Annotated in this window: 17 protein-coding genes, 1 tRNA gene and 1 other RNA gene; 2 read left to right on the top strand and 17 right to left on the bottom strand. The window is 63.9% G+C overall.

What is annotated here, in order from left to right; all coding sequences use genetic code 11:
• The first annotated feature begins 18 nt into the window (after positions 1 to 18).
• On the top strand, positions 19 to 1,428 hold the full coding sequence (locus JGZ97_RS11890) for a sigma 54-interacting transcriptional regulator (RefSeq protein WP_370584050.1): 1,410 nt from the start codon (positions 19 to 21) through the stop codon (positions 1,426 to 1,428).
• A 60-nt stretch (positions 1,429 to 1,488) separates the two neighbouring features.
• Here JGZ97_RS11890 and JGZ97_RS11885 read toward each other — a convergent pair whose 3' ends face one another.
• From JGZ97_RS11885 to JGZ97_RS11840, 10 genes are all read right to left on the bottom strand, one after another.
• The gene (locus JGZ97_RS11885) at positions 1,489 to 3,369 is read right to left on the bottom strand and encodes a methyl-accepting chemotaxis protein (RefSeq protein WP_207062840.1); all 1,881 of its coding nucleotides are present in this window, start codon (positions 3,367 to 3,369) and stop codon (positions 1,489 to 1,491) included.
• Positions 3,370 to 3,570: 201 nt separating this feature from the next.
• Positions 3,571 to 3,924 carry a hypothetical protein gene (locus JGZ97_RS11880; protein WP_207062839.1) on the bottom strand — a complete coding sequence of 118 codons (354 nt, stop codon included), beginning with the start codon at positions 3,922 to 3,924 and terminating at the stop codon, positions 3,571 to 3,573.
• A gap of 28 nt (positions 3,925 to 3,952) precedes the next feature.
• Positions 3,953 to 4,996, bottom strand: coding sequence for a hypothetical protein (locus JGZ97_RS11875; protein ID WP_207062838.1), 1,044 nt, complete (start codon positions 4,994 to 4,996; stop codon positions 3,953 to 3,955).
• A 475-nt stretch (positions 4,997 to 5,471) separates the two neighbouring features.
• Positions 5,472 to 6,593: a cation transporter gene (locus JGZ97_RS11870; RefSeq protein ID WP_207062837.1), complete on the bottom strand. Its 1,122-nt coding sequence runs from the start codon at positions 6,591 to 6,593 to the stop codon at positions 5,472 to 5,474.
• 130 nt (positions 6,594 to 6,723) lie between these two features.
• Positions 6,724 to 7,824 (bottom strand): ankyrin repeat domain-containing protein, encoded by a 1,101-nt coding sequence (locus JGZ97_RS11865; protein ID WP_207062836.1) that lies wholly within the window; start codon positions 7,822 to 7,824, stop codon positions 6,724 to 6,726.
• A gap of 14 nt (positions 7,825 to 7,838) precedes the next feature.
• Positions 7,839 to 9,152: a TAXI family TRAP transporter solute-binding subunit gene (locus JGZ97_RS11860; protein ID WP_207062835.1), complete on the bottom strand. Its 1,314-nt coding sequence runs from the start codon at positions 9,150 to 9,152 to the stop codon at positions 7,839 to 7,841.
• A 151-nt stretch (positions 9,153 to 9,303) separates the two neighbouring features.
• A complete protein-coding gene (locus JGZ97_RS11855; protein ID WP_207062834.1) occupies positions 9,304 to 10,284 on the bottom strand; it encodes a malate dehydrogenase in 981 nt (326 codons plus the stop codon).
• A 155-nt stretch (positions 10,285 to 10,439) separates the two neighbouring features.
• Positions 10,440 to 12,512: a bifunctional serine/threonine-protein kinase/formylglycine-generating enzyme family protein gene (locus tag JGZ97_RS11850; protein WP_207062833.1), complete on the bottom strand. Its 2,073-nt coding sequence runs from the start codon at positions 12,510 to 12,512 to the stop codon at positions 10,440 to 10,442.
• A gap of 80 nt (positions 12,513 to 12,592) precedes the next feature.
• Positions 12,593 to 13,441: a 3-deoxy-8-phosphooctulonate synthase gene (gene kdsA / locus JGZ97_RS11845; protein ID WP_207062832.1), complete on the bottom strand. Its 849-nt coding sequence runs from the start codon at positions 13,439 to 13,441 to the stop codon at positions 12,593 to 12,595.
• A 72-nt stretch (positions 13,442 to 13,513) separates the two neighbouring features.
• Positions 13,514 to 13,930 carry a hypothetical protein gene (locus JGZ97_RS11840; protein WP_207062831.1) on the bottom strand — a complete coding sequence of 139 codons (417 nt, stop codon included), beginning with the start codon at positions 13,928 to 13,930 and terminating at the stop codon, positions 13,514 to 13,516.
• A gap of 169 nt (positions 13,931 to 14,099) precedes the next feature.
• Between JGZ97_RS11840 and JGZ97_RS11835 the strand changes: the two genes are divergently transcribed.
• Complete coding sequence (locus tag JGZ97_RS11835) at positions 14,100 to 14,657, top strand: HugZ family protein (RefSeq protein WP_207062830.1); 558 nt, start codon at positions 14,100 to 14,102, stop codon at positions 14,655 to 14,657.
• Here JGZ97_RS11835 and JGZ97_RS11830 read toward each other — a convergent pair.
• The 7 genes from JGZ97_RS11830 to nuoL all read right to left on the bottom strand — a co-directional run bounded on the left by JGZ97_RS11830 (position 14,650) and on the right by nuoL (position 21,492).
• A complete protein-coding gene (locus JGZ97_RS11830) occupies positions 14,650 to 15,570 on the bottom strand; it encodes a GIDE domain-containing protein (RefSeq protein WP_207062829.1) in 921 nt (306 codons plus the stop codon). The two genes, JGZ97_RS11835 and JGZ97_RS11830, sit on opposite strands and share 8 nt — an antisense overlap.
• Entirely contained in the window at positions 15,567 to 16,139 is a 573-nt protein-coding gene (locus JGZ97_RS11825) for a LemA family protein (RefSeq protein WP_207062828.1), read from the bottom strand. The genes JGZ97_RS11830 and JGZ97_RS11825 overlap by 4 nt, the downstream gene beginning before the upstream one ends.
• Positions 16,140 to 16,371: 232 nt before the next feature.
• A non-coding RNA gene (locus tag JGZ97_RS11820) (RtT sRNA) lies at positions 16,372 to 16,490 on the bottom strand.
• A gap of 45 nt (positions 16,491 to 16,535) precedes the next feature.
• Positions 16,536 to 16,619, bottom strand: a tRNA-Tyr gene (locus JGZ97_RS11815).
• A 55-nt stretch (positions 16,620 to 16,674) separates the two neighbouring features.
• Positions 16,675 to 18,135 carry an NADH-quinone oxidoreductase subunit N gene (locus JGZ97_RS11810; RefSeq protein WP_207062827.1) on the bottom strand — a complete coding sequence of 487 codons (1,461 nt, stop codon included), beginning with the start codon at positions 18,133 to 18,135 and terminating at the stop codon, positions 16,675 to 16,677.
• Positions 18,136 to 18,137: 2 nt separating this feature from the next.
• Entirely contained in the window at positions 18,138 to 19,646 is a 1,509-nt protein-coding gene (locus JGZ97_RS11805; RefSeq protein ID WP_207062826.1) for an NADH-quinone oxidoreductase subunit M, read from the bottom strand.
• A 13-nt stretch (positions 19,647 to 19,659) separates the two neighbouring features.
• On the bottom strand, positions 19,660 to 21,492 hold the full coding sequence (gene nuoL, locus JGZ97_RS11800) for an NADH-quinone oxidoreductase subunit L (protein ID WP_242521709.1): 1,833 nt from the start codon (positions 21,490 to 21,492) through the stop codon (positions 19,660 to 19,662).
• Positions 21,493 to 21,494: the final 2 nt, after the last annotated feature.

The raw sequence follows: 21,494 nt of genomic DNA, 5'->3' as shown, positions 1-21,494 counted from the left end.
CGCGCTGGGAGGCTGGTCGTGAGCGGCGTCCGGCGCTCGGTGCTGCTGGTGGATGATGACGCCAGCCTGTTACGCCTGCTCTCCATTCGGCTGCGTTCGGCGGGCTACCAGGTGCAGACGGCCAGTTGCGCAGAGCAAGCCCTGGCCCAGGTAGGCGTTTCCCGCCCCAGTGTGGTGATCACCGACCTGCGAATGGAGGGGATCGATGGCATGGCGCTGTTCAACGAACTTCACCGCCAGGACCCGGCGTTGCCGGTCATCGTGCTGACGGCCCACGGCACGATTCCGGATGCGGTGCAGGCGACCCAGCGGGGGCTCTTCGGGTACCTGACCAAGCCCTTTGAGGACCAGGCGCTGCTTGCCCTGCTGGCGCGGGCGGTGGCGATGCCGGGTTCGATGGCCGAGCCCGCAGCCCCGGTGACGGAGGTGGACGAAGACCGGCACTGGCGTCGGCAGATCATTACCGCCAGCCCGGCCATGGAGGCTCTGCTGGCCGAAGCGCGGCTGGTTGCCGCCAGCGATGTGAGCGTTCTGATCCAGGGCGCCTCGGGCACCGGTAAGGAGGTTCTGGCGCGGGCGCTGCATGAGGCGAGCCCGCGCTGCAACAAGCCTTTTGTGGCCATCAACTGCGCGGCGATCCCCGAGCAGCTGCTGGAATCGGAGCTTTTCGGCCACGCCAAGGGGGCTTTTACCGGCGCCGCCAGCGCCCATGCAGGGCTGTTTCAGAAGGGGGCGGGGGGCACCGTGTTCCTCGACGAGGTCGGTGATATGCCCTTGCCGTTACAGGCCAAACTGCTGCGCGTGCTGCAGGAAAAAGAGCTGCGACCGGTCGGTTCGACCCGCTCGATCGCAGTCGACGTGCGCATCATCGCCGCTACCCACCGCGATCTGCAGCGGGCCATTGCAGAAGAGACGTTTCGCGAGGACCTCTACTACCGGCTCAATGTGGTCAACCTGGCTATTCCGCCGTTGCGCCAGCGGCGAGAGGATATTCCCTTGCTGGCCCGCCATTTTCTTCGCACCCAGGGTGAAAAACACCCGCACCGGGTGACCGACTTCAGCAACGAGGCATTGGAACTGCTCACCGGCTGTGACTGGCCCGGCAACGTACGCCAGTTGTTGAACGTGGTTGAGCAGTGCTGCGTGCTTGGCACCACTCCCTTGGTGCCGGCCTCCCTGGTAAACCGGGCGTTGCACGAAAAGCCCAGCGGTATCCTCACCTATGCCGAGGCTAAGCAGCGGTTCGAGCGCGACTACCTGATCCAGCTTCTGAAAATCACCAACGGTCAGGTGACGGAAGCGGCGCGCTTGGCGGGCCGCAACCGGACCGAGTTCTATCGGCTGCTGCACCGAAACCAGTTGACCCCGGGAATGTTTAAAGCGGCGGATAACGGCGCCCCGCCTGCCGTACCCGGTTCGGGCGACTGAGCGCAGGGCGGCGAAAACCCCCGGGGACTTCGAACCGGGGGCTTTCGGGAGAGAAGCCGTTTAGCCGGACTTGAGCTTGAAGCGGGTGGTCAGCTGCTTCAGTTCGGCGGCCTTGCCGGCGACCTGCTGGCTGGTGTCGACGATGGCCCGGGTCTGCTGGGTAGTGTCGTTAACCGAGCCCGAGATGGCTTCCATGCTGGACGCCATCTCCTTGACGGTGCTGGAGAGCTCTTCAATCGCGACGGCAATCTGGTCGGTGCCGGAGGATGCAATCTCCACCTGTTGCTCTATGGTGGCGACGGCCTCGGCGGCATCGGCGCCGTGGGCGTTACCCTCTTCCGCGCGCTCCTTGCCTTGCTCGATCGCGGCAATGGCGCCCTGCGTGTCACTCTGCAGGCCGTGGACGATCGCGGTGATCTCATCGGAGGCCTTGACCGTCTTTTCTGCCAGCGCCCGTACTTCGTCGGCGACCACGGCGAAGCCGCGCCCGGCGTCACCGGCCCGGGCCGCCTCGATGGCGGCGTTAAGTGCCAGCAGGTTGGTCTGCTCGGCGACGCCGCGGATGACCTCGATGACCACGTCGATGCGTTGGGACTGCTCCCCCAGCTGCACCATCTTGTTCGCGGTCTCGGCCACCACCTGGGTCACGTCGTCCAGAGCGCGAATGGCGCGGGAAATCACCTGCCCCCCTTCGCGGGCGCTGCGGCGCGCCTCGCGGGTGGATTCGTTGACCTGGTGGGTCGTCTCCGCGACTTCGCTTACGGTGGCGCTCATCTCCTCGGTGGCGGCCGCGAGCGAGGTGGTGCGGTCGGCGACGTGCTGGTTCCCCTGGGCGATGTTATTCACCGCCCCGGAGAGGTCATGGGACAGTGCGCTCAGCTCGGTGCTGCTGTCTGCCACGTGGCTCACCACTTCCTGCAGACCGTCGCTCATGCGGTTGACCGAACGGGCCAGGTCGCCGAACTCATCACGGCCGCGGTCGTCCATCTTGACCCGCAGGTCGCCGGCGGCGACCTGCTCGAGGGTCTCCATGGTACGCCGCAGGCCCAGCCCCGCAGAGCGTCCGGTGGCCAGCAACAGGCCGGCGATCAGCCCCAGGGCCACGGCCAGGGTGCCCAGGATCATCGGCTTGGCCTCTGCGGCGGCACCCTGGGACCGGGCATGGGCCCGGGGCATCAGTTCGTCTTCGATCAGCCGCTCCAGTGAAGCCGCGGCCGCGATCAGGGTGCTCATCTCCCCGCTCAACTGCTGCTCGCGCAGCACCAGGTCTGCGTAGCCTTCACTGACCTGGCTAAATAGCGTTCCGTACTGGTCACTCAGGGCCACATACTTGTCGAAGCCAAAGTCCACCAGGTTCTGGCGAAGTTCCGCCAGTAGATCCTGGGCCTGCCGGGCGTCGGCAGGGGCGGCGGCCAGCAGGAAGTCCTTTTCAGCCTGGCGCACGGACTGGAAAATACCGGCCAGCCCGGAGAAGTTGGAAACCCCCCGGTTGAGCTCCTCGGCTGTGCGGTTCAACTCGCCCACCAAGCCCTCGGCGGGGGTCAGCCCGAAGTCCTGCTTGAGCGTCAGCCAGCTGTGAAAGGTCTGCAGGTAGCTGTCGAGCCCTTCCAGAATCGGTTGGATCAAGGGGGCGACCTCGGCTTCGGTCGCTGCCGTGGCCGCCTCAGCCAGTGCGTCCCGGTACTGCGTTGCCACCCTGTCCAGCTGGGCCTGAAGCGCCGGCAAGTTGTCCGGGCGCAGATGGGCGGCCCGGTCACTGGTGGCGTAGAGTTCGATCTGCAGCTCCATGCTGCTGTCAGCCAGTTCGCCCAGGCGGGTGAGGTGCTGCTGGGATTGCAAAATAGCGCTCATCGCCAGCAGCGACATCACGGCCAGACCGCCGATACAGACCAGGGCGATTAGCATCACGGAGGTGATTTTCTGTTTAAACGAGAGGGACATGACGACTCCGGTTGTAGCGAGAAGCGGGGTTCAGGTTGTTTATCACTATCGGCCGCGCAAATACACGCTTGATGGGTATGGTGACGCTACCGGGCCTGTTTTGGGGTGAATCTCACTTATTGAGTTCGTGTAGGGAAGGTCGGGCTAAGCGACCCCCTAGGGGGCCGCCGCGATCAGGTTAGGCACTGCGTGATGCAAGCCTTATTGCGGCCGCCCGGCTTCAGCCATGGGGGAGGCAGCATGCTGTCGCCGGGGGATCAGCAGGGCCAGCAGCAAGCCTATCAGGGCGCCCAGCACCAGGGCGGCGATGAGCTGCAGTGCGATGCGCTTGACCGCCGGGCTGTTCAGGGTGGCCGTGTCGGGGGGGGCGAGGGGCTCCCAGAGGACGCTGGTGGTGCTCAGCACCTGCTTTGATACCAGTTGGGCCACTGCCGACACCTGGGCTTGAACCTGGTTGGCCAGGGCGATGTGCTGTTTGAGGTGGTCGATAATCTCGTTCTTGTTCAGCAGCGCCTGTGTCGCGGCGTTTTCCGCGCTTAAACGGGACAGACGCATCTCTACCTCAAGAATTTTTTCCGAGATTTCAATGCGTTTGTTGATGATGGCTGCTCGTTGCTCGTTGCTCGGAGTCGGAGACGGACTTTCCGATTCGCAGCAACGAATCGAACATCTGGTCGGAGATCTGGGGCGCATAGACACCGCGGGCTTCCGAGCGGGCCAGCTCGTTTCCTCGTTGCGCCTGGAGATCCCGGGAAGCGGAGGCAATATCGGTATTGAGCAGCTCCAAGCTGTCGTCGTAGACCTGTACCAGGTTGCGCAGCCGGGTGAGCTCCAGCATGAGGTTGAGGCGCTTGGCGGCCAGCAGGGATTCGCTGATGCGGTCCGTTGAGCTTTCCTCCCGATCGATCGCCGGCGGCACCATGGAAATCAGGTCATTTAACTCGGTTTGAATCGAGTCAAGATTCAACGCGATCTCTGATAATTTCTGGGCATCGGCCCCGCTGAATGCGGATAGGTTAGCAACCCCGTAGTTCTGAAGATCTGCAATTGATAGATCAAGCAGCTTTAAATAGCCTTCGAAGCGAAAAACCTCCTTGATGATGCTGGCATGCTCGTCCAGCACAAAGGGGGCCCCTACCGCCTGGTATCTGATTTCCAAGACGCTTTTGTCGTTCACCGCTTGATGGGACCAGGCCTTGGGGATCGCCATCAGGTAGTTTTTTATCACCTCGGGGGGCGCGCTTGTTTTATTCGGGTCCACGTGCAGCACCGCGTATTTACGCGCTTCGCGCTGAATGTGGGCCAGCCCCTCATTCAGCGTTTCTATCTTGGCGTCGCTGAGCTTGCGCTGCTGAAGCTCTGCTTCAAGGGCTTCGCGCGCGCTGTGGGTCAGGCCGTTGCCCGGGTGAATGCGGGTTGCCGCCAGAATATCCTCGTGAGCCCCCACCGCGTCCGCGGCTTGGCGCAGCACTTCATTACCGGTCAGGTCGGCGATGATGAAGCGTTCTCCATTAGGATATTCTCCATTAGCGGCGCCTTCAAAAGTAAATATAACAGGGAGTTGATAAGCGGAAGGTAAATAAAACGAGTGTTTAAATAAATGGAAGCAGGCGACCAGAACCGCCATTAATGTAGAGGCGAAAACAATTAGCAGTTTTCGGCGCCACAATTTGTGAAATAAATCTCAAAGGTTAATTTCGTCGTGCTGTGGCTGCTCCATGCCAAGGGAGTTTGGTAGGTAGGGATTGATCTGCGACATATTTTTACTACTTGGGTCCTGGTTTTTATTTAGGTGGGCAGCGAGAAGGAATCTTATCCACGGCTAGATTTGAGAGGCTCTCTATATTCTCAAATAAAAACCCGGCAGGAAAGTTTATTTCCCTAGATGCGGTATCGGCGTTTTTTCCGGGATTGAATTTAAACTTCGGCCCGGCTCCGGCGTAGACCGGGCGGGAGGGGGCGGAGCCGGAAAGTCGGGCGAAGAATGAGGGTGGAGGCGTGAGAGAAGAGGAAACCGGCGCTTGGGTGCGGGGGCGCTCAAGGCAGGAGGGGGCCGCTCCTGGTGGAGCGGCTCACGCTTAAGTGGCCAGGGGGTTATTAGGTTACTGCCGTTCGATATATTCGGCGTCCTGGCTGGGGGGCGGCTTGCGGCGGGACTTTTTGGGAAGTGCGAAGTCGCTGAGGCCGCGGACCCGGATCGAAACCTCCGCAACCTGCGGCAACTGCTCGCGCAGGCTCTGTTCCAGCTCGGCGGCGATCAGCTCCGCCCGTTTGAGCGCGCAGTCCATGGAGGCGCGGGCGGTGACGAACGCATTGAGCCGTTGATCGGCTCGTTGCTCGGGCGGGAGACGGCTGAGCAGGTATTTTTTCTCGGTCAGAATGCGGGGCAGCAGGCCGGATGCGGCGCTGTCCTGCGCCAGCACGATATCGGCAAACAGCAGGGTGCGGTGGTCGTCCATGATCAGGGACTGGACCTTTTCACAGTGGTGGACCGCCGGACGGGCGGCGACCAGCGCTTCCAGGGCCCGTTCGGCCTTGCGGTCGCGGACATCGGTCAGGTAGCGCAGGTAGAGGGCGCCCAGGTAAAAGGCGACGGCCCCCATCAGGATCGCCACCAGCAGCGCCGCCAGGGCATCCCACAGCGGGTTGCCGGTGAGCCAAGTCAGCAGGATACCGAGCCCTGCAAGCAGCAGGCCTGCCAGTCCGGCAGTGCTCTGCACCACGATCACGGACAGGGTGATATCGCCGCCACTTTGTAAAAAACGGATCGGGTTGTTTTCGCCGTTATCCCGCATGCACTCGAGGTAGGCCGTGGCCGCCAGCCACAGGCTGTAGCCTTGGATCAGCAGCGCCCCTGTCAGCGCCAGCAGGGCCGGCCAGCCGACGGCGTCGCGGCTGCCGTCGCGGATCTCCAGCAGGTTCAGCAGCGCCCAGGCCAATCCCAGACCGCAGCCGATGGAAAAGAGCCCCACCGCGCTCCAGAGGTTGAGGCGGTAGTGCATCTGCCCGCCGCCATAGGCATAAACGTGGCGGGCCGCGGCGCCGTCGCGAGGGGTGCCGCGGTAAAGAATCACCTGGTTAACGGCGTCGAGCAGACTGTGCAGCGCTTCGCTGACCAGGGCGGCGGAACCGGTCAGCAGGCCGGTAATCAGCTTGAATAGACCGCCCGCACTGTATGAAGCCAGGGCGATTTTGATAATCCGGGCAGGGCTGGATGCAGCCATCGGTTGGGTTCCTTAAAACGTGGTGGTTCGGCTTTGGCTAGTGTAGGTCACGGGGGGCGGGGCTTGGCCCGCCGTGGCATGGGTCCTCGTACCCCGGTGCGGCTGGTCCGGACGGCTTTTCACGCCCGGGCTAGCCTTTGTTTTCCCCGCGGGGGAGGGCGGAGTCTGCGATCTTGTCGTCGCCCCGGGCGGGGGCCATGATCCCGTGCTTGAGCAGCGCCCGGAGAAACTCGGGGCGCTCCTGGAACCTGGCCAGGCGTAGCTCACCGGCATTTGCGCCCTGTTGCAGCAGCAACCGAAACAGGGGCAGGTGGTTCTGTTCCAGGCTCAGTACCAGCAGTGCGTAGGAATCCCTGCGGGCCATGTCGGGGCGCAGCAGGAGCAACTGGCGGATGCTTTCCCAGTTGGCGGCGGCGCCGGATTTGATCAGTTTACGCAGCGGGCTGTTGCCCGCTTGTGCGGGGGGCTCGTCTGCACCCGCGGCCAGCACCTTTACCATCAGCTCGGCATCACCTTCGGCGTAGTGCAGGGCATTGCGGCCCTTGTGGGTTGAAACGCCGGGGTCAGCCCCCGCCTGTAACAGCCTGTCCAGAATTTCGGGCCGCTGGTGGCTGACCGCCAACAGCAGGGGGGTCTTGCCGGTCCGGTCCCGGGCCTCAATGTCGGCGCCGCTTGCCAGTAGCGCCTCGACTACCGCGACCTGCCCGGCGGCGGCGGCCCGGTGCAGCGGGGTATAACCGAAAAGGTCGCGCCCGTCGACCGGCGCACCGGCCTTCAGCAGCAGACGGGTCATCGCCCTGTCACCGGCTTCGGCGGCCAGGTGCAGGGGCTGGCCACCGAGGTCGCGGCGTGAACCCGCGGAGAGAGGGGCGCCAATGTCGATCAGCCACTGTGCGGTCTTCACCTGACCACCGGTCACGGCCCAGTGCAGCAGGGTGCGGCCGTCCTCGGTGGCCTGGCCGGATTTGGCCGCCGTCAGTGCGCAACGGCGTAGTCGCGGTGTGCCCTTGAACGCGGAGCGGGCCAGCTCGGCAGGGCTGCAGTCGTCGGGTTTCAGCGCTGAAGCCGACGCGTGCGGGGCGTGATCAGCCCCGGGGGCGGCAGGGGCTGGTTCGTTGTCCAGGCAGTCACGGGAGTAGACGAGGGTGCCGTTACGTTCGCAGCTCGGCAGGGTGCTGGCGAGGGTGCCGGAGGCGAGGCTTAACAGCAAGAGCAGTACAACTATGGGCATTACAGCGGTTGACCTTATCGGGGTTCAAGTTGGGTTTTCTGACGCTCCAGGCGCTCGCGGATCAGGCGCAGGTGCAGACGCAGGTTGTACTGGGCGTCGGCATAGGATTTGGGAACCGGTACCTGCATTACCTCTTTTTCCACCTGCAGCAGATCGTCCAGCAGCGCTTTGGCTTCGGCCGGGGTTTTGATCTCTTCGGCCCGGAAGTCGAGCTCGCGCAGGCGGTCGTACCAGCGGTAGATTCGCGAGCGGATCCGCCAGCGGTAGGTGGGGGGCAGCACCTTGGAGAGGGGCAGCATCAGGGTGATGATCGGGATCGCCAGTACCATCAGCCGGTCCACCAGGCTGGCTGCCCAGAAAGGCATGTAGCGCTGCAGAAAAGGGGGGCCTTTGCGGTAAAACCGCTTGGCTTCTTCATTGAGGGGAAAATCAATGAAATCGGCGGAGGGGAACTGGTCAGTGGTCTCAAACAGACCGCCCCTGTCGTGTACCTGGCGCGCCACGTCGAGTAGCAGGGGAACCAGGGCCGGGTGAAAATTTTCCCCGACCACGAGGGTGGCGGCGGGCGCGAGCAGGTGGAAATCCCGCTCCGGAATGTTGGCGGCCAGGTCGACGCTGCCCTCGGGCAACTCCAGCGCCGAGAGAAAGCGGTGTCGGCGCTGGTAGGCCGGCGCCCGCGCGAAATCCATCAATTGGGCGTTCGGGTTGTTTAAAAGCTCTCTTAGCAGCTGGGAGCGGGGGGCGGTGACCAGAAAGAGGGCGTCGATCTCTCCCTGCTCCAGCGCTGTTGCGGCGGCTTTGCCGGCGAGCGCATGCAGGTCTGTGTTCGTTTCATTCAGGCCGTTTTCTGCCAGCAGGCGCTGCACCACCGCGCGGGTGCCGCTGCCCGGCGCGCCGACAGCCAGGCGCATGCCCGCGAGTTGTCGGAGTTTTGTGATCTCAAGCCCCGGGCGGTGAAATACCCAGAGCGGCTCAAAGTAGAGACTGCCCAACGCTTGCAGGGGAGCGTCGGGGTCATCGGGTTGAATGCCGCCCTGAATGAAGGCCAGGTCGACTTCCCCGGCCTGCAGCAGGCGCAGGTTTTCCACTGAGCCTGCACTGGCTACCACCTCCAGCTTCACCCCCTCGGGCACCAGCTGCTCGCGGTACTGCTGGGCAAATTGGAAGTAGGCGTTCTCCGGATTGCCGGTAGCGATACGGAGGTGGCGGGGCGGGGCGGGATCGACGAACTGGTAGGCGATAAAAAAGCCGATGACGAGCAGCAGCACACCACCGCCGTAGAGCAGGTAGCTTTCCCGGTGCGGGTGGCGGTGGGCGGGTGGCTTCATCGGCGGATCCTGTGAACGCTTTCAGGGAATTATGGCCAGCCGGCGAGGGGAATCAATAGACGCACATCAAGGGCTGGTGAATCAGCCGTCGCAAATTAGGGGCATAAAAAAACCGCGGCCTTAGGCCGCGGTTTTTGGACTCGGGGTCGACTCAGGGAAAGAGGTGCTTGACGCCGTCGCGCTCTTCTTTCAGTTCCTGCTCGGTGGCTTCCATCTTTTGACGGCTGAATTCACCGATTTCGATACCCTGGACGATTTCGTACTGGCCGTTCTTGCAGGTGACCGGGAAGGAGTAGATCAGGCCTTCTTCGATGCCGTAGCTGCCGTCGCTGGGAATGCCCATGCTGACCCAGTCGCCTTCGGCGCTGCCCAGCGCCCAGTCGCGCATGTGTTCGACGGCGGCGTTGGCGGCGGAAGCGGCGGAGGAGAGACCACGGGCCTGGATGATGGCGGCGCCGCGCTGCTGGACGCAGGGGATGAACTCGCTCTTGTACCAGTCCTCGTCAACCAGATCGGTAGCTGCCTGGCCATCGATCAGGGTGGTGCTGATATCGGGGTACTGGGTGGCGGAGTGGTTGCCCCAGATGGTGACCTTCTTCACGTCGGTGGTGTGCTTGCCGGTCTTGTTGGCCAGCTGCGCCAGGGCGCGGTTGTGGTCCAGGCGGGTCATCGCGGTGAACTGCTTGGGATCGAGGTCCGGCGCGTTCTTCTGGGCGATCAAAGCGTTGGTGTTGGCGGGGTTGCCGACAACCAGCACTTTGACGTCGCGGCTGGCGTGGTCGTTCAGGGCCTTACCCTGTACGGAGAAGATGGCGGCGTTGGCTTCCAGCAGGTCCTTACGCTCCATGCCGGGGCCGCGGGGGCGGGCACCGACCAGCAGGGCGTAATCGGCGTCCTTGAAGGCGACGTTGGCGTCGTCGGTCTGGACGATGCCCTGCAGCAAGGGGAAGGCGCAGTCTTCAAGTTCCATGGCCACACCCTTGAGGGCGTCCAGCGCCGGGGTGATCTCCAGCAGCTGAAGGATGACCGGCTGGTCATTGCCCAGCATCTGGCCGGAAGCGATGCGAATCAGCAGCGAGTAGCTGATCTGGCCGGCGGCACCGGTGACTGCGACGCGTACAGGTTGTTTCATGGAAGGTCCCCTTTCGTTGTTAAGGTTTTGAGGGCCCGCACCGCTGGTGGGGCTCCAGAAAGCTGGCGCGATTATAGCAGCAAGCGCAAAAAATTAGCGAGCGGGCGCCCGGGGATTAAGACCAATGGCGTAGGCTCCCAGCGCCCCGGCCCGCGCTAACCCTCGAGGTCCAGGGCGAGGCGAAAGCCCCAGCTGCTGAGGCTGGCGTTGGCCGGGTGGCGGTAGCGGCTGGCGGAGCGGATCAGCCTGGGGGTGTCGTACCAAGAACCCCCGCGCATCACCCGATACTGGCACTGGCCCTGGGTCCAGGCGCTGCCGTCATCGGGAGCCCGTGTGTAGGAGTCGTTGTAGCAGTCGGCGACCCACTCGTAGGCATTGCCGTTCATGTCGTAGAGGCCAAAGGGGTTGGGGTCGAAGCTGCCGGTGGGGGCGGTTTGCTTGCCGTCAAAGGGGGAGCCGCAACCGTCACAGGCAGCGTTTCCCTCGCCCACGGTATCGCCCCACCAGAAGCGGCTGGCGTTGCCGGCCCGGGCCGCGTATTCCCACTCGGCTTCCGAGGGCAGGCGGTAGGCGAGCCCGGTCTGGCGGCGTACCCAGTGGGCGTAGGCGTTGGCGTCGTTCCAGCTGACGTTGATAACCGGCCGCTCGCCTCGGCCCCAGCCTTCGTCGTCGGGCAGGTCGCGGCCGGTGCTGAGGGCGAACAGGTCGTACTCGGCGAAGGTGATTTCCTTCTCCGAGAGGGCGAAAGCCCGGGGAATGCTTACCGGGTGCACGGGCAACTCGTTGTCATCGCCGTCACCGTCGATGTCTCCCATGCGAAAGGTGCCCGCCGGCACCACCACCATGTTGGGTCCGAACACATCAGGAAGAATCTCATCTTTGAATACCGCACCGGCCTTGATTACCGCGCCTTCTGGAATCGTCTGCTCGTCCGCGGCCCTGCTCGTTAGGGCGGCGCGCGTCTCCACCGGTTTTGCGCGGGGCGGTGTCTTGACCGGTGCGGGCTCCAGGCTTTTCCGGTAACTGGCCAGCAGCTGGTTCAGGCCGTCCAGCAGCGCCGGGTCCGGCCGGGTCGATTCAAGATCTGCCAAGGCGTCGGCGAGCGCCTTCTCTCCCGCGGGGGAGGCTGGGGCTGCCAGCTGCCGCTGAATCTGTGCCACCTGGTCGAGCAGGGCGCGCAGGCTTCGCTTCTGCTGTTCATTGGCCAGCAGATAACCGGCGGCGGCACCGGCGGCAAACAGTAGCAGGCCGCCAGCCGCTGCGCGCCAGGCGCCGCTGCGCGCCGGCCTGGTCTGGGGGGCTGTAGATGACTCGGCTGGCGGGAGGCTCGTGCCCGTTCTGTCTTTCCCCCGGGATGGAACCGGTGTCGGCTCTTCGGTAAACAGCTGCTCGATCAGGGTGACGGCGCTGTCCGGGCGCTGCGCCGGGTCGGCGGCGAGCGCCCGGCGCAGCAGTGCCCACTGGCGCTCCGAAAAGCCCGGCGGCGCCGGCACCGCCTCGGGGTCGCGGCTCTCTACCGGAACTTCAGAAATAAACGGCGGACGTCCGGCAAACAGTTGATACACCAGGCAGGCAAAGGGGTAGATGTCGGCGCTGGCGGCGAGGGGCACCTGCTCATAGGCCTCGGGCGGGTGGTATTCGGTATTCAGCAGCCGGTGTCCCTGGCGCTGGATCTGCTGCAGCAACGGTTGGCGGAAGGCCAGGTTCACCAGCTTGGCGCCGGCCTCCCGGGTGATGATGATATTCCAGGGACTGAGGTCGCCGTGGGTGATGCCTTGCTGGTGGGCATAGTCCAGCCCCTGGGCGATCTGGGTCAGGATGATGCGTGCGCGCTCGGCGCTGAGCTGGTCGTAGCCGTCTTCCAGCAGGATGCGGGCGAGGCTGCGGGTAGCCACCGGCTCCATGGCGACAAACAGCCAGCCTTCGCGGCTCAGGAAGTACCCGTAGGTGCGGGCGATGTGGCGGTGCTCGAGTGGTTTGCAGCGGGTGACCTGGGTCTTGAAGGCCTCGACCGTGGCGGCCTCCTCCAGCAAGGCGGGATTCACGATCTCCAGGGCCACCCGGGTGTTGGCCTCGCTCTGCTCGCCCAGGCTCAGGTCATCGGCATGCCACACCTGGCCGATCGGACTGTTGCTGACCGGCTTGATGAGTTTGAACTGGTGGTGTTCAGGGCCGATGACCAGCCCTTTACGCAGGGTGGAAAAGTCGAGGGGAAAATCGTCGCTCATTACTTCCTTACACTCCGTTGCCGGGACAGCTGTAGTTTGCAGTTAATAGTAGTCCATCACCCTCTTGCGCCGCACTGTCCTCATCCCTCGGTGTCGAGCGGAGGAAAGCTTTTCACCAGCTGGTCGATCGCCTGCATCTGTTGCAGGTAGGGCTCGAGTTTGGCCAGGGGCAGGGCGCAGGGGCCGTCGCACTTGGCCTGCTCGGGATCGGGGTGGGCTTCGAGGAAGAGCCCGGCGATGCCCTGGGACATGCCGGCGCGGGCCAGTTGGGCGGCGAGCTGGCGGCGGCCGCCCGCCGAGTCGCTGCGCCCTCCTGGCATCTGCAGGGCGTGGGTGGCGTCGAAGATCAGCGGGTAGCCGAACGCCTTCATCACCGAGAACCCGAGCATATCCACCACCAGGTTGTTGTAGCCGAAGCAGGAGCCGCGTTCGCACAGGAGCAGTCGCTGGTTACCCGCCTCTTCGCACTTGCGCAGGATGTGCCCCATCTCCTGGGGGGCCAGGAACTGGGCCTTCTTGATGTTGATGGCGGCCCCCGTGCGGGCCATGGCCACCACTAGGTCGGTCTGCCGGGAGAGAAAGGCCGGCAGTTGAATGATATCGGCCACTTCGGCGGCGGGGGCGGCCTGGTGGGGTTCGTGAACGTCCGTGATGATGGGGACCTGAAACTGGGTCTTGATCTCCTGCAGCCACTTCAGCCCCTGCTCCAGGCCGGGGCCGCGAAACGAGTTGATGGAGGAACGGTTGGCCTTGTCGAAAGAGGCCTTGAACACGTAGGGAATGCCCAGGCGTTGCGTCACCTCCACGTAGTGCTCGGCGATTTTCATCGCTAGGTCACGGGACTCAAGCACATTCATGCCGCCAAACAGAACGAAAGGGTGCTGGTTGGAGATCTGCAGGCCGGCGACGTCGAGGGTCTTCTGGTTCATCGGTGGTCTCACTGGCTGTAGGGATAGTGGCGACATTATAGGGTAGAGCCGGGACCGAACCCAGCCCGGGGGTCAGGGGATCACGGTGGGGAAATCGGCGGCAAAGCTGGCGATCCACTCTCGGGCCGCTTGCTGGGTACTCAGCTGACGTCCTTCCCGTCGGCGGACGGCGGCCTGGTAGCAGTTGATGTGGCAGATCTGCTCCATGAGTCGCATTTTGAAGGCTTGCTCGGCATCCAGAAAACGCAACCCCAGCTCGTAATCGTCGCGGCCAAGGCGGTGCCAGGCGACCAGCATGTCGGCCCAGGCGTCGGGTTGGACGGTGGGGATGCGCACCCGCAGGAAACGTCCCACGGCCACCTTCTCCCGCCAGCGCAAGCGCAGGCCGCCCGCCGGCACCGGACCGCCGGGCGCCATGTCAGGCGGGGGGAGTGATTCCAGGGTGATGGGAATCTCCCGGGGGTGGTCGATATACTGGTCGTGTGGCATCAACGGTTCCCTGGCAATGGCTGGGCCCTCGGGGACGGGGACTGTGCTGGCGGTGATCGTCAGCCATTGATCCCCTGTCTCATAATTAGCCACAGCAAATGTGGTGCCATGTTCCGCCAGAGCACTTGAATGCAGCGTCTGAACGCGTCTTGAAAGGAGCAAACAAACTATGCGAGACGATATCCGCCCGGAGCGGGCGCGGGGGAGCGGCGAGGCCTTGCCGCCACGGGAGGAGGAGATCGCGGTCCAGGAAAAAGCCTGCCGCGCACTGGTGTCATCGTTTGACACGCTACTGCTGTCGACGTTGGACCAAGAGGGGGCGCCGGAGCTCAGTTACGCTCCGTTTGTGGAGGGTGCGGACGGCGTTTTCTGGATCTATATCAGCGCCTTGGCGGCTCACACCCGAAATTTGCGGAAAGATGCCCGTTGTGCGGTGCTCTTCATTCGCGACGAGCGGCAGAGCCGCAATCTTTTTGCCCGCGAGCGGCTCAGTCTGCAGTGCCGCGCCGAAATCGAGGATGTGAAGGGGGCCGCGGGGGCGGCAATGGTCAAGGCCCTGGAGGCGCGCCACGGCGAGACCGTCAGTCTGCTGCGGTCGCTGCCGGATTTTCAGCTGTTTCGCCTGACCCCGAAGCAGGGCCGTTACGTGGTGGGGTTCGGTCGCGCCTTCGAATGGCAGCCCGGCGGCGCACTGCAAGCGATCGGCCCGCCGGGGTCGGTTAGCTGAGCAGGGCGATGGCGAACCCGCCGCAGGCCAACAGCCCTCCCAGAGCTCCCCCTGCGGAGTAGCGGAATCGCCGTGCCAGGTATTTCTGACTGCGGGTCGAAAGAATAAAAGGATAGTGCCGGTTGGGGGGGCGGCTTAGAACGTGCATGGTCGGAACTTCGGCCAGCTTGCCGCGCCGCTTCGCCGCCTCGTGCTGGGCGGCCTGGCGCACCATTTCCCACTCCTTGAGGTCTATTTCGCCGTCGCGGTTGCGATCAAACTGCTTTAGCAGGTGCCGGTAGTCTTGCTTCCACTCGCGGATCACCTCGCCGGTCTGTTCCCGGTGGCCGGGTAGCTGGCGCCCACCGCCTACGGTTTGTAGGTGACCCAGTGCATAAATAACGTCGTGCCGATGGATGAACTTTTCCCTGTACCGGTAGCGACTCCCTCCCGCAGACAGGCTCAGAAGCGAAAGGCCCCCATGGGCGCTCTTTGCGGGATACTCGCTGTGGCCGTACCACGTCCGGCTGTGTTCGGTTATGACCTCGGCAGCCTCGGGATCGACAATACAGGTGTCGCTGTCGTCGTCGATCTGAAACCACTGCTCGCTGCTACCCTGGCGTACCGTCTGCCAACGACCGTGTTTACCGCTCTTGCGGTAGCGCTGTACCTTGTACTGATACCAGACACAGGGCACCTGGCTCAGTGGCGATAAAAGCTCCCCCGTCTCGCCTCCGATCACCGCGCCTTTGAGCTCCACGTAGCCCTGGGCGGCGGAGCGTATTTTGGAGGTCGGGGTATCTTCGATCAGCCGCGCCCGCCGCAGAAAGTAGAAGCACAGCACGGCCAGTATCAGCGCTGCCACGGCCGTGAGCGCCAGGAAGAAAGCGACCTCGTTGCCACCGAGGGACGCCTTCCACTGACTGAAGCTCACGAAAAGAGGGCCTTCATGTCCACGTCGGCCTTTTCGGCTTCGGAGAATTCCAGCAGGTCAAAATCCTTGAAGCCCAGCCCGCGGGCCACCATCAGGTCCGGGAACTGCTCGATGCGCACGTTATTGAGGTTAACAGAAGCATTGTAAAACTCGCGCCGGTCGGCGATATCCTGCTCCAGCCCGGTGATTCTCAGCTGCAGATGCTGAAAGGCTTCGCTGGCCTTGAGCTCTGGGTAGGCTTCGGCCAACGCGAACAGGTTGCCCAGCCCCAGCCGTAACTGGGTCTCGGCGGCGCCCAGGGCCTGGATGTTCCCCTCCTGACGCGCCTTGGAAACCGCCGACCGAGCCTGGGTCACCGCGGCCAGGGTCTCTTTTTCGTAGCCCATGTACTGCTTGCAGGTCTCCACCAGCTTGGGCAGCTCCTCGTGCCGTTGCTTGAGCAGCACGTCGATATTGGCCCAGGCCTTGGACACATTGTGCTTGAGGCTGACCAGGTTGTTGTAAATAAGCACGAGATAAAAAATCAGGACGCAGGTCAGGGCGATAATGATCAGGGTGGTGATATCCATATTCGGCTTCCTAGAGGTTCGCTGGAAATTCGCATAGTACCCCATCCCGGGCGGCAGGCCGGGACAAGGAAAGGAACCCTTGAGCTGGGTCAGGCTTGCGGAAAGAACTGGGCGCGGTGATTCGAGCGCGGGGGCGCCTACTTCGCTGTCGAGGTGTCAGCGAAAAACGGAAGTTGGAACATGACCGGCGCAAACGAAAAAGCCCCGCGTATGCGAGGCTTTCAAATTCGAATGGTGGTGAGGGGTGGATGGTTCCCCTTCGGGCCGTTGCGCGCCGCGCAACGTCGTCTCGCTTCGCTCGGCTCGAACCACCGAGGCGGTGGCTCTCACCCACCCCTTTTTTGGAGTGGGCCGCAAACGAAAAAGCCCCGCGCAGGCGGGGCTTTTAAATTCGAATGGTGGTGAGGGGTGGATTCGAACCACCGAAGCTTGCGCGTCAGATTTACAGTCTGATCCCTTTGGCCACTCGGGAACCTCACCACGGGAGGCGCGTATGGTAGGGATTTTTTTCTGGGCTGTAAAGGGCTTTTGCCGGTCAATTTACAGCCAGGGTCAGGTGGCGAATCAGCGTTATCAACGGCGCCGGGTAGACGCCGAACCAGAGGGTGGCCGCCACCAGGATTCCGGTCACCGTGTGGCTGCTCCAGTGAGGTGCGCTCGCTTCGTCGGACTCGGGGCCGGCATCCTGGTGGGTCATCATCAGAATGACCCGCAGGTAGTAAAACAGACCGATGCCGCTGGCGATCACTACCACCAGCAGGACCAGCCACAAGGACTCCTCTACCGCCGCGGCGAAGATATAGAACTTGCCGACAAAACCGATGGTCAGCGGAATGCCCGCCAGGGAGAGCATGGCCAGGGTCAGGGTGGTGGCCAGCCAGGGGTGGCGCCAGAACAGCCCCCGGCAATCTTCCAGGGTTTCGGCTTCGCGGTCCTCGCCCGAGAGTCGCACCAACACGGCAAAGGCCGCCAGGGTGGAAAACAGGTAGGCCACCAGGTAATAACTTACCGCCTCCACGGCCAGCGCCGTGCCGAGCGACTGGCTGACGGCCAGCAGCGCGACCAGCAGGTAACCGAAGTGGCCGATGGAAGAGTAGGCGAGCAGGCGCTTGAGGTTGTCCTGCAGCAGCGCCAGCAGGTTGCCCGCCAGCATGGAGGCGATGGCGATCAGGGTGAGCGCCCACACCAGCGGGCCGATCAGGTAGCCCTCGCTGAGCAGGTAGAACCGTAGCAGCAGGGCAAAGAGCGCCCCTTTGGCCAGGGTCGCCAGCAGCGCGGTGGCGGGTAGTGGAGCCCCCTGGTAAACATCCGGGGTCCAGAAGTGGAAGGGCACCAGGGAGAGCTTGAAGGCGATGCCGGCCAGGGCCAGGATCAGGCCGGTGAGGAGTAGCGGGTTTTGCGGCCCCGGCAGGCGGATCAGGCCCGGTTCGAGGGGGGCGAAGGCCAGGGTGCCGCTGTGCAGGTAGATCAGGGCGATGCCGAACAGCAGCATGGCCGAAGCGGCGCCGGAGAGCACCAGGTATTTGACCGCCGCCTCCAGGGACGGGGTAAACCCGGGCTTGAACGGGTAGCCGACCATAATCACCAGGGGTAGCGACAGCAGTTCCAGCCCCAGGAAAAGCGAGACAAAGTGGTTGCTGGCCACCAGCACCAGTGCCCCCATGACCGCGAGCAGAAACAGCAGGTAGAACTCGTCGTTAAGTGAGGTTTGCCGACGCCAGTGCTCGTGGCACAGGGGCAGCAGCAACAGCGCCGTGACCAAGGTGAGGCCGCTGAAAAACAGCGCGTAGCTGTCCATGATCAGCAGCGGGGTAGCCTGCTGAGGAAGGACTCCGGCCACCGGCAGCAGGCTGACCAGCGCCAGCAACAGGCCGCCCATGGCGAGGGCAAAGCTGAGCTGGAGGTTGCGGTAGAAACCAATCAACAGCACCAGCCCCACCGCCGTCAGAGCGAGAAGGATCAGGGGGAGCAGGCTGAAAAGTGCGTCGGCGGTCATGGTCAGCGCTGGCTCCAGTGTACGGTTTCCAGGGAGACGGCGGCGGTCCGTTGCAACTGATCCAGCACCGGCCCGAGACTGTCGATCAGCGGTTGCGGATAGAGACCCATCCACAGCAGCCCCAGCATCATCACCGCCATGGCGGTCACTTCACGGCGGTCAAAATCCACCAGGGCGGGGGCGCTGGGCGCCGGCCCGTGAAAGGCTTTCTGAATCATGATCAGGGCATAGACGGCGGCGGTAATCAGCCCCAGCGCCGCGATCAAGGTCATGGGCAGGTTGACCTGAAAACTGCCGGCGAGCACCAGGAACTCGGCCACGAAGTTACCCAGGCCCGGCATGCCAAGCGAGGCCATGGCGAAAAACAGGGCGATAAAACCGATGCGCGGCGCGTAGCGCCACAGACCACCCATTCGGGACAGCTCCCGCGTGTGCAGCCGCTGCTGCAGGGCACCGGCGAGCATAAAGAGGGCCGCCGAGCTCAGGCCGTGGGTGAGCATCTGCAGCACGGCTCCCTGCAGCGCCAGGCTGTTCCAGGCATAGACGCCCAGCAGCACGAACCCCATGTGGCTGATGCTGGTGTAGGCGATCAGGCGCTTGAGGTCGGTCTGGGCAAAAGCCACCACCGCGGCGTAGAGGATCCCCGCGACGCCGAGCCCCATGGCGATGGGACCGAAGCTGGTCAGGCTGTCGGGAAACAGCGGGATCAGAAAGCGGATCAGCCCGTAGGCGCCGGTCTTAAGCAGCACGCCGGCGAGGATAATGCTGCCCGCGGTCGGTGCCTGGGTGTGGGCGTCCGGCAGCCAGGTGTGGAGGGGGAAGGCGGGGAGCTTGACCACGAAGGCGATAAAGAACCCCAGCATCAGCCAGAATCCGTGGGGGCTGCGATCGCCGCTGCCCAGCAGGTCGAAGTAACTGAAGCTGTAGCTACCCTGCTCCTGCTGGTGGAGAAAGGCCAGCCCTAAAATTCCGACCAGCATCAGCAGGCTGCTGGCCTGGGTGTAGATAAAAAACTTGATGGCCGCGTAGTGGCGCGCCTCGTGGCCCCAGATCCCGATCAGAAAGTACATCGGGATCAGCATCACTTCCCAGAAGAAGAAGAACAGGAACAGGTCCAGGGCGGTAAAGACCCCCACCACGCCGGCCAGGCTCCAGAGCAGGTTGGCGTAATAGAACCCTTCCTGCTGCTCGATCTCCCACCAGGAAGCCGCCACTGCCACCAGCCCCAGCACGAGGGTGAGCAGCAGCAGCAAGAGGCTGAGCCCGTCCAGCCCCAACAGCAGCTGAATGCCGAAGCGGGGAATCCAGGCGTGCTGTTCCAGCAGCAGCCAGGCCCCTTCGCCGGGCTGCCAGGGACCGCCCGTCGCCCGCCCCAGCAACGGCAGCAGCCAGAGCAGGGCCAGCCCCAGCACCGCCAGCGCCACCCAGCGGGCCGCCTGGGGGTGCAGGCGCCCCAGCCCCGCGGCCAGCAGGCCGCCGCCCAGCAGCAGGGTGATCAGCCAGCTCAGCACGGGCGGGCTCTTGTCATGTCAGCACTCCCATTCCGATCAGAAAGGCCAGTCCCAGTCCCATCAGGCTGGCGTACCAGCGCAACTGGCCGTTCTGGGTTTCGGCCAGCAACTGGTGACTGTAACGGCTCAGGCCTGCAGTGCCGCGGCTGATCAGGTCGGCGGCATCGTCGCGGTTTGTCTTGGCCAGCCAGATGAAGGGGGTCCGTAGAAAACGGTCGTAGAGCCAGTCAAAGCCGCCGCCGCTTTGGGCCAGAATCTGCAGCCGGCGGGAACCACGAAATTTCAGCAGTTGCGTCAGGCGCTCGGGACGGGCGAGGTAAAAATGGTAGGCCAGGTAGACCCCGAGCAGCGGCACGCCGATTCCCACGGCCTCCACCAGCATCGGCGGGTGGGCTTCGGTTGCGGGCAATACCCCGTCGAGGGGCAGGCTCAGGGCGCCGCCGAACAGGGAGAGGAGCGCCAGTACCAGGAGTACCGCGGGCATGCGGGCCTTGATCGTTGGGGGCATATCCAGCGGCTGCGGCGGGGTCTGCAGCGGCCCGAAAAAGACAACGAACATAAGCCGGAAACTGTAGAGGGCGGTGAGCCCGGCCCCCAGCAGGGCGCCGAGCCAGAGCAGCGCGGAGCTTTCCCAGGCCTGGGCCAGAATCGGCTCCTTGCTGAAAAAACCGGAGGTCAGCGGCAGTGCCGCCAGGCAGGCGCTGCCCACCAGAAAGCAGCCGAACAGCAGGGGCGTGCGCCGGTAAAGGCCGCCCATGGCGCGGATATCCTGCTGGTGGTGCAGGGCCAGGATCAGCGAACCGGCGCTCAGAAACAGCAGCGCCTTAAAAAAGGCATGGGTCACTAGGTGAAAAATTCCCGCCGACCAGGCGCCTACGCCCAGGGCCAGGAACATGTAACCGATCTGGCTGATGGTGGAATAGGCCAGGATCCGCTTGATATCGGTCTGTGCCAGGGCGCTGTATCCGGCCAGCAGCAGGGTCAGCACCCCCACCACCGCCACGAGGGTCTGCGCCGCGGGGGCCAGCAGGAAGAGGTCGTGGGTGCGGGCAATCAGGTAGACGCCGGCGGTGACCATGGTGGCGGCGTGGATCAGGGCGCTGACCGGCGTGGGGCCGGCCATGGCATCGGGCAGCCAGTTCTGCAAAGGCAACTGGGCGGATTTTCCCACCGCCCCACCCAGCAACAAGAGGGCGCAGGCCGTGGCCAGGGTGCTTCCGTCGGGCCAGCGTTCAGGCGCGGCGGAGAGCACCTGCTGAATATCCAGGGTGCCGAATTCGCGCACCAGCAGAAACAGGCCGATGGCCATGGCGGTGTCGCCGACCCGGGTGATCACGAAGGCCTTGCGGGCGGCGGCGCCGTTGGCCGGGTCCTGGTACCAGAAGCCGATCAGCAGGTAGCTGCAAAGGCCCACGCCTTCCCAACCCAGGTAGAGCAGCAGCAGGTTATCCGCCAGCACCAGCACCAGCATGGCGGCGAGGAACAGGTTCATGGAGGCGAAAAAGCGACTGTAATCGGGGTCGGGGTGCATGTAGGCCGAGGCGTAGAGATGGATCAGAAAACCCACCCCGGTCACCACCAGCAACATCACCAGCGACAGTCCGTCCAGGTAAAAGGAGAAGCCCGGTTGCAGGCTGCCGATGGCAAACCATTGCCAGAGATGCTGGCTGTAGGTCGTCCCCATATCAAAGCCGGCGGCGATGGCAAAGGCGATGAGGGCGGCCAGCCCCACCGAACCGACGCCCAGGGCGGCAACCGCGGCCCGGGGCAGGCGTCCCTGGGTAAGTATCAGCAGCAGGCTGCTGGCCAGGGGAAGGGCGGGTATCAGCCAGAGCAGTTTCAGCATGG

Source organism: Motiliproteus sp. SC1-56 (assembly GCF_017309075.1).
Lineage (GTDB): Bacteria > Pseudomonadota > Gammaproteobacteria > Pseudomonadales > Balneatricaceae > Motiliproteus.
The sequence above is the reverse complement of the archived record's forward strand: the minus strand, read 5'-3'. Positions and strand labels throughout refer to the sequence as shown.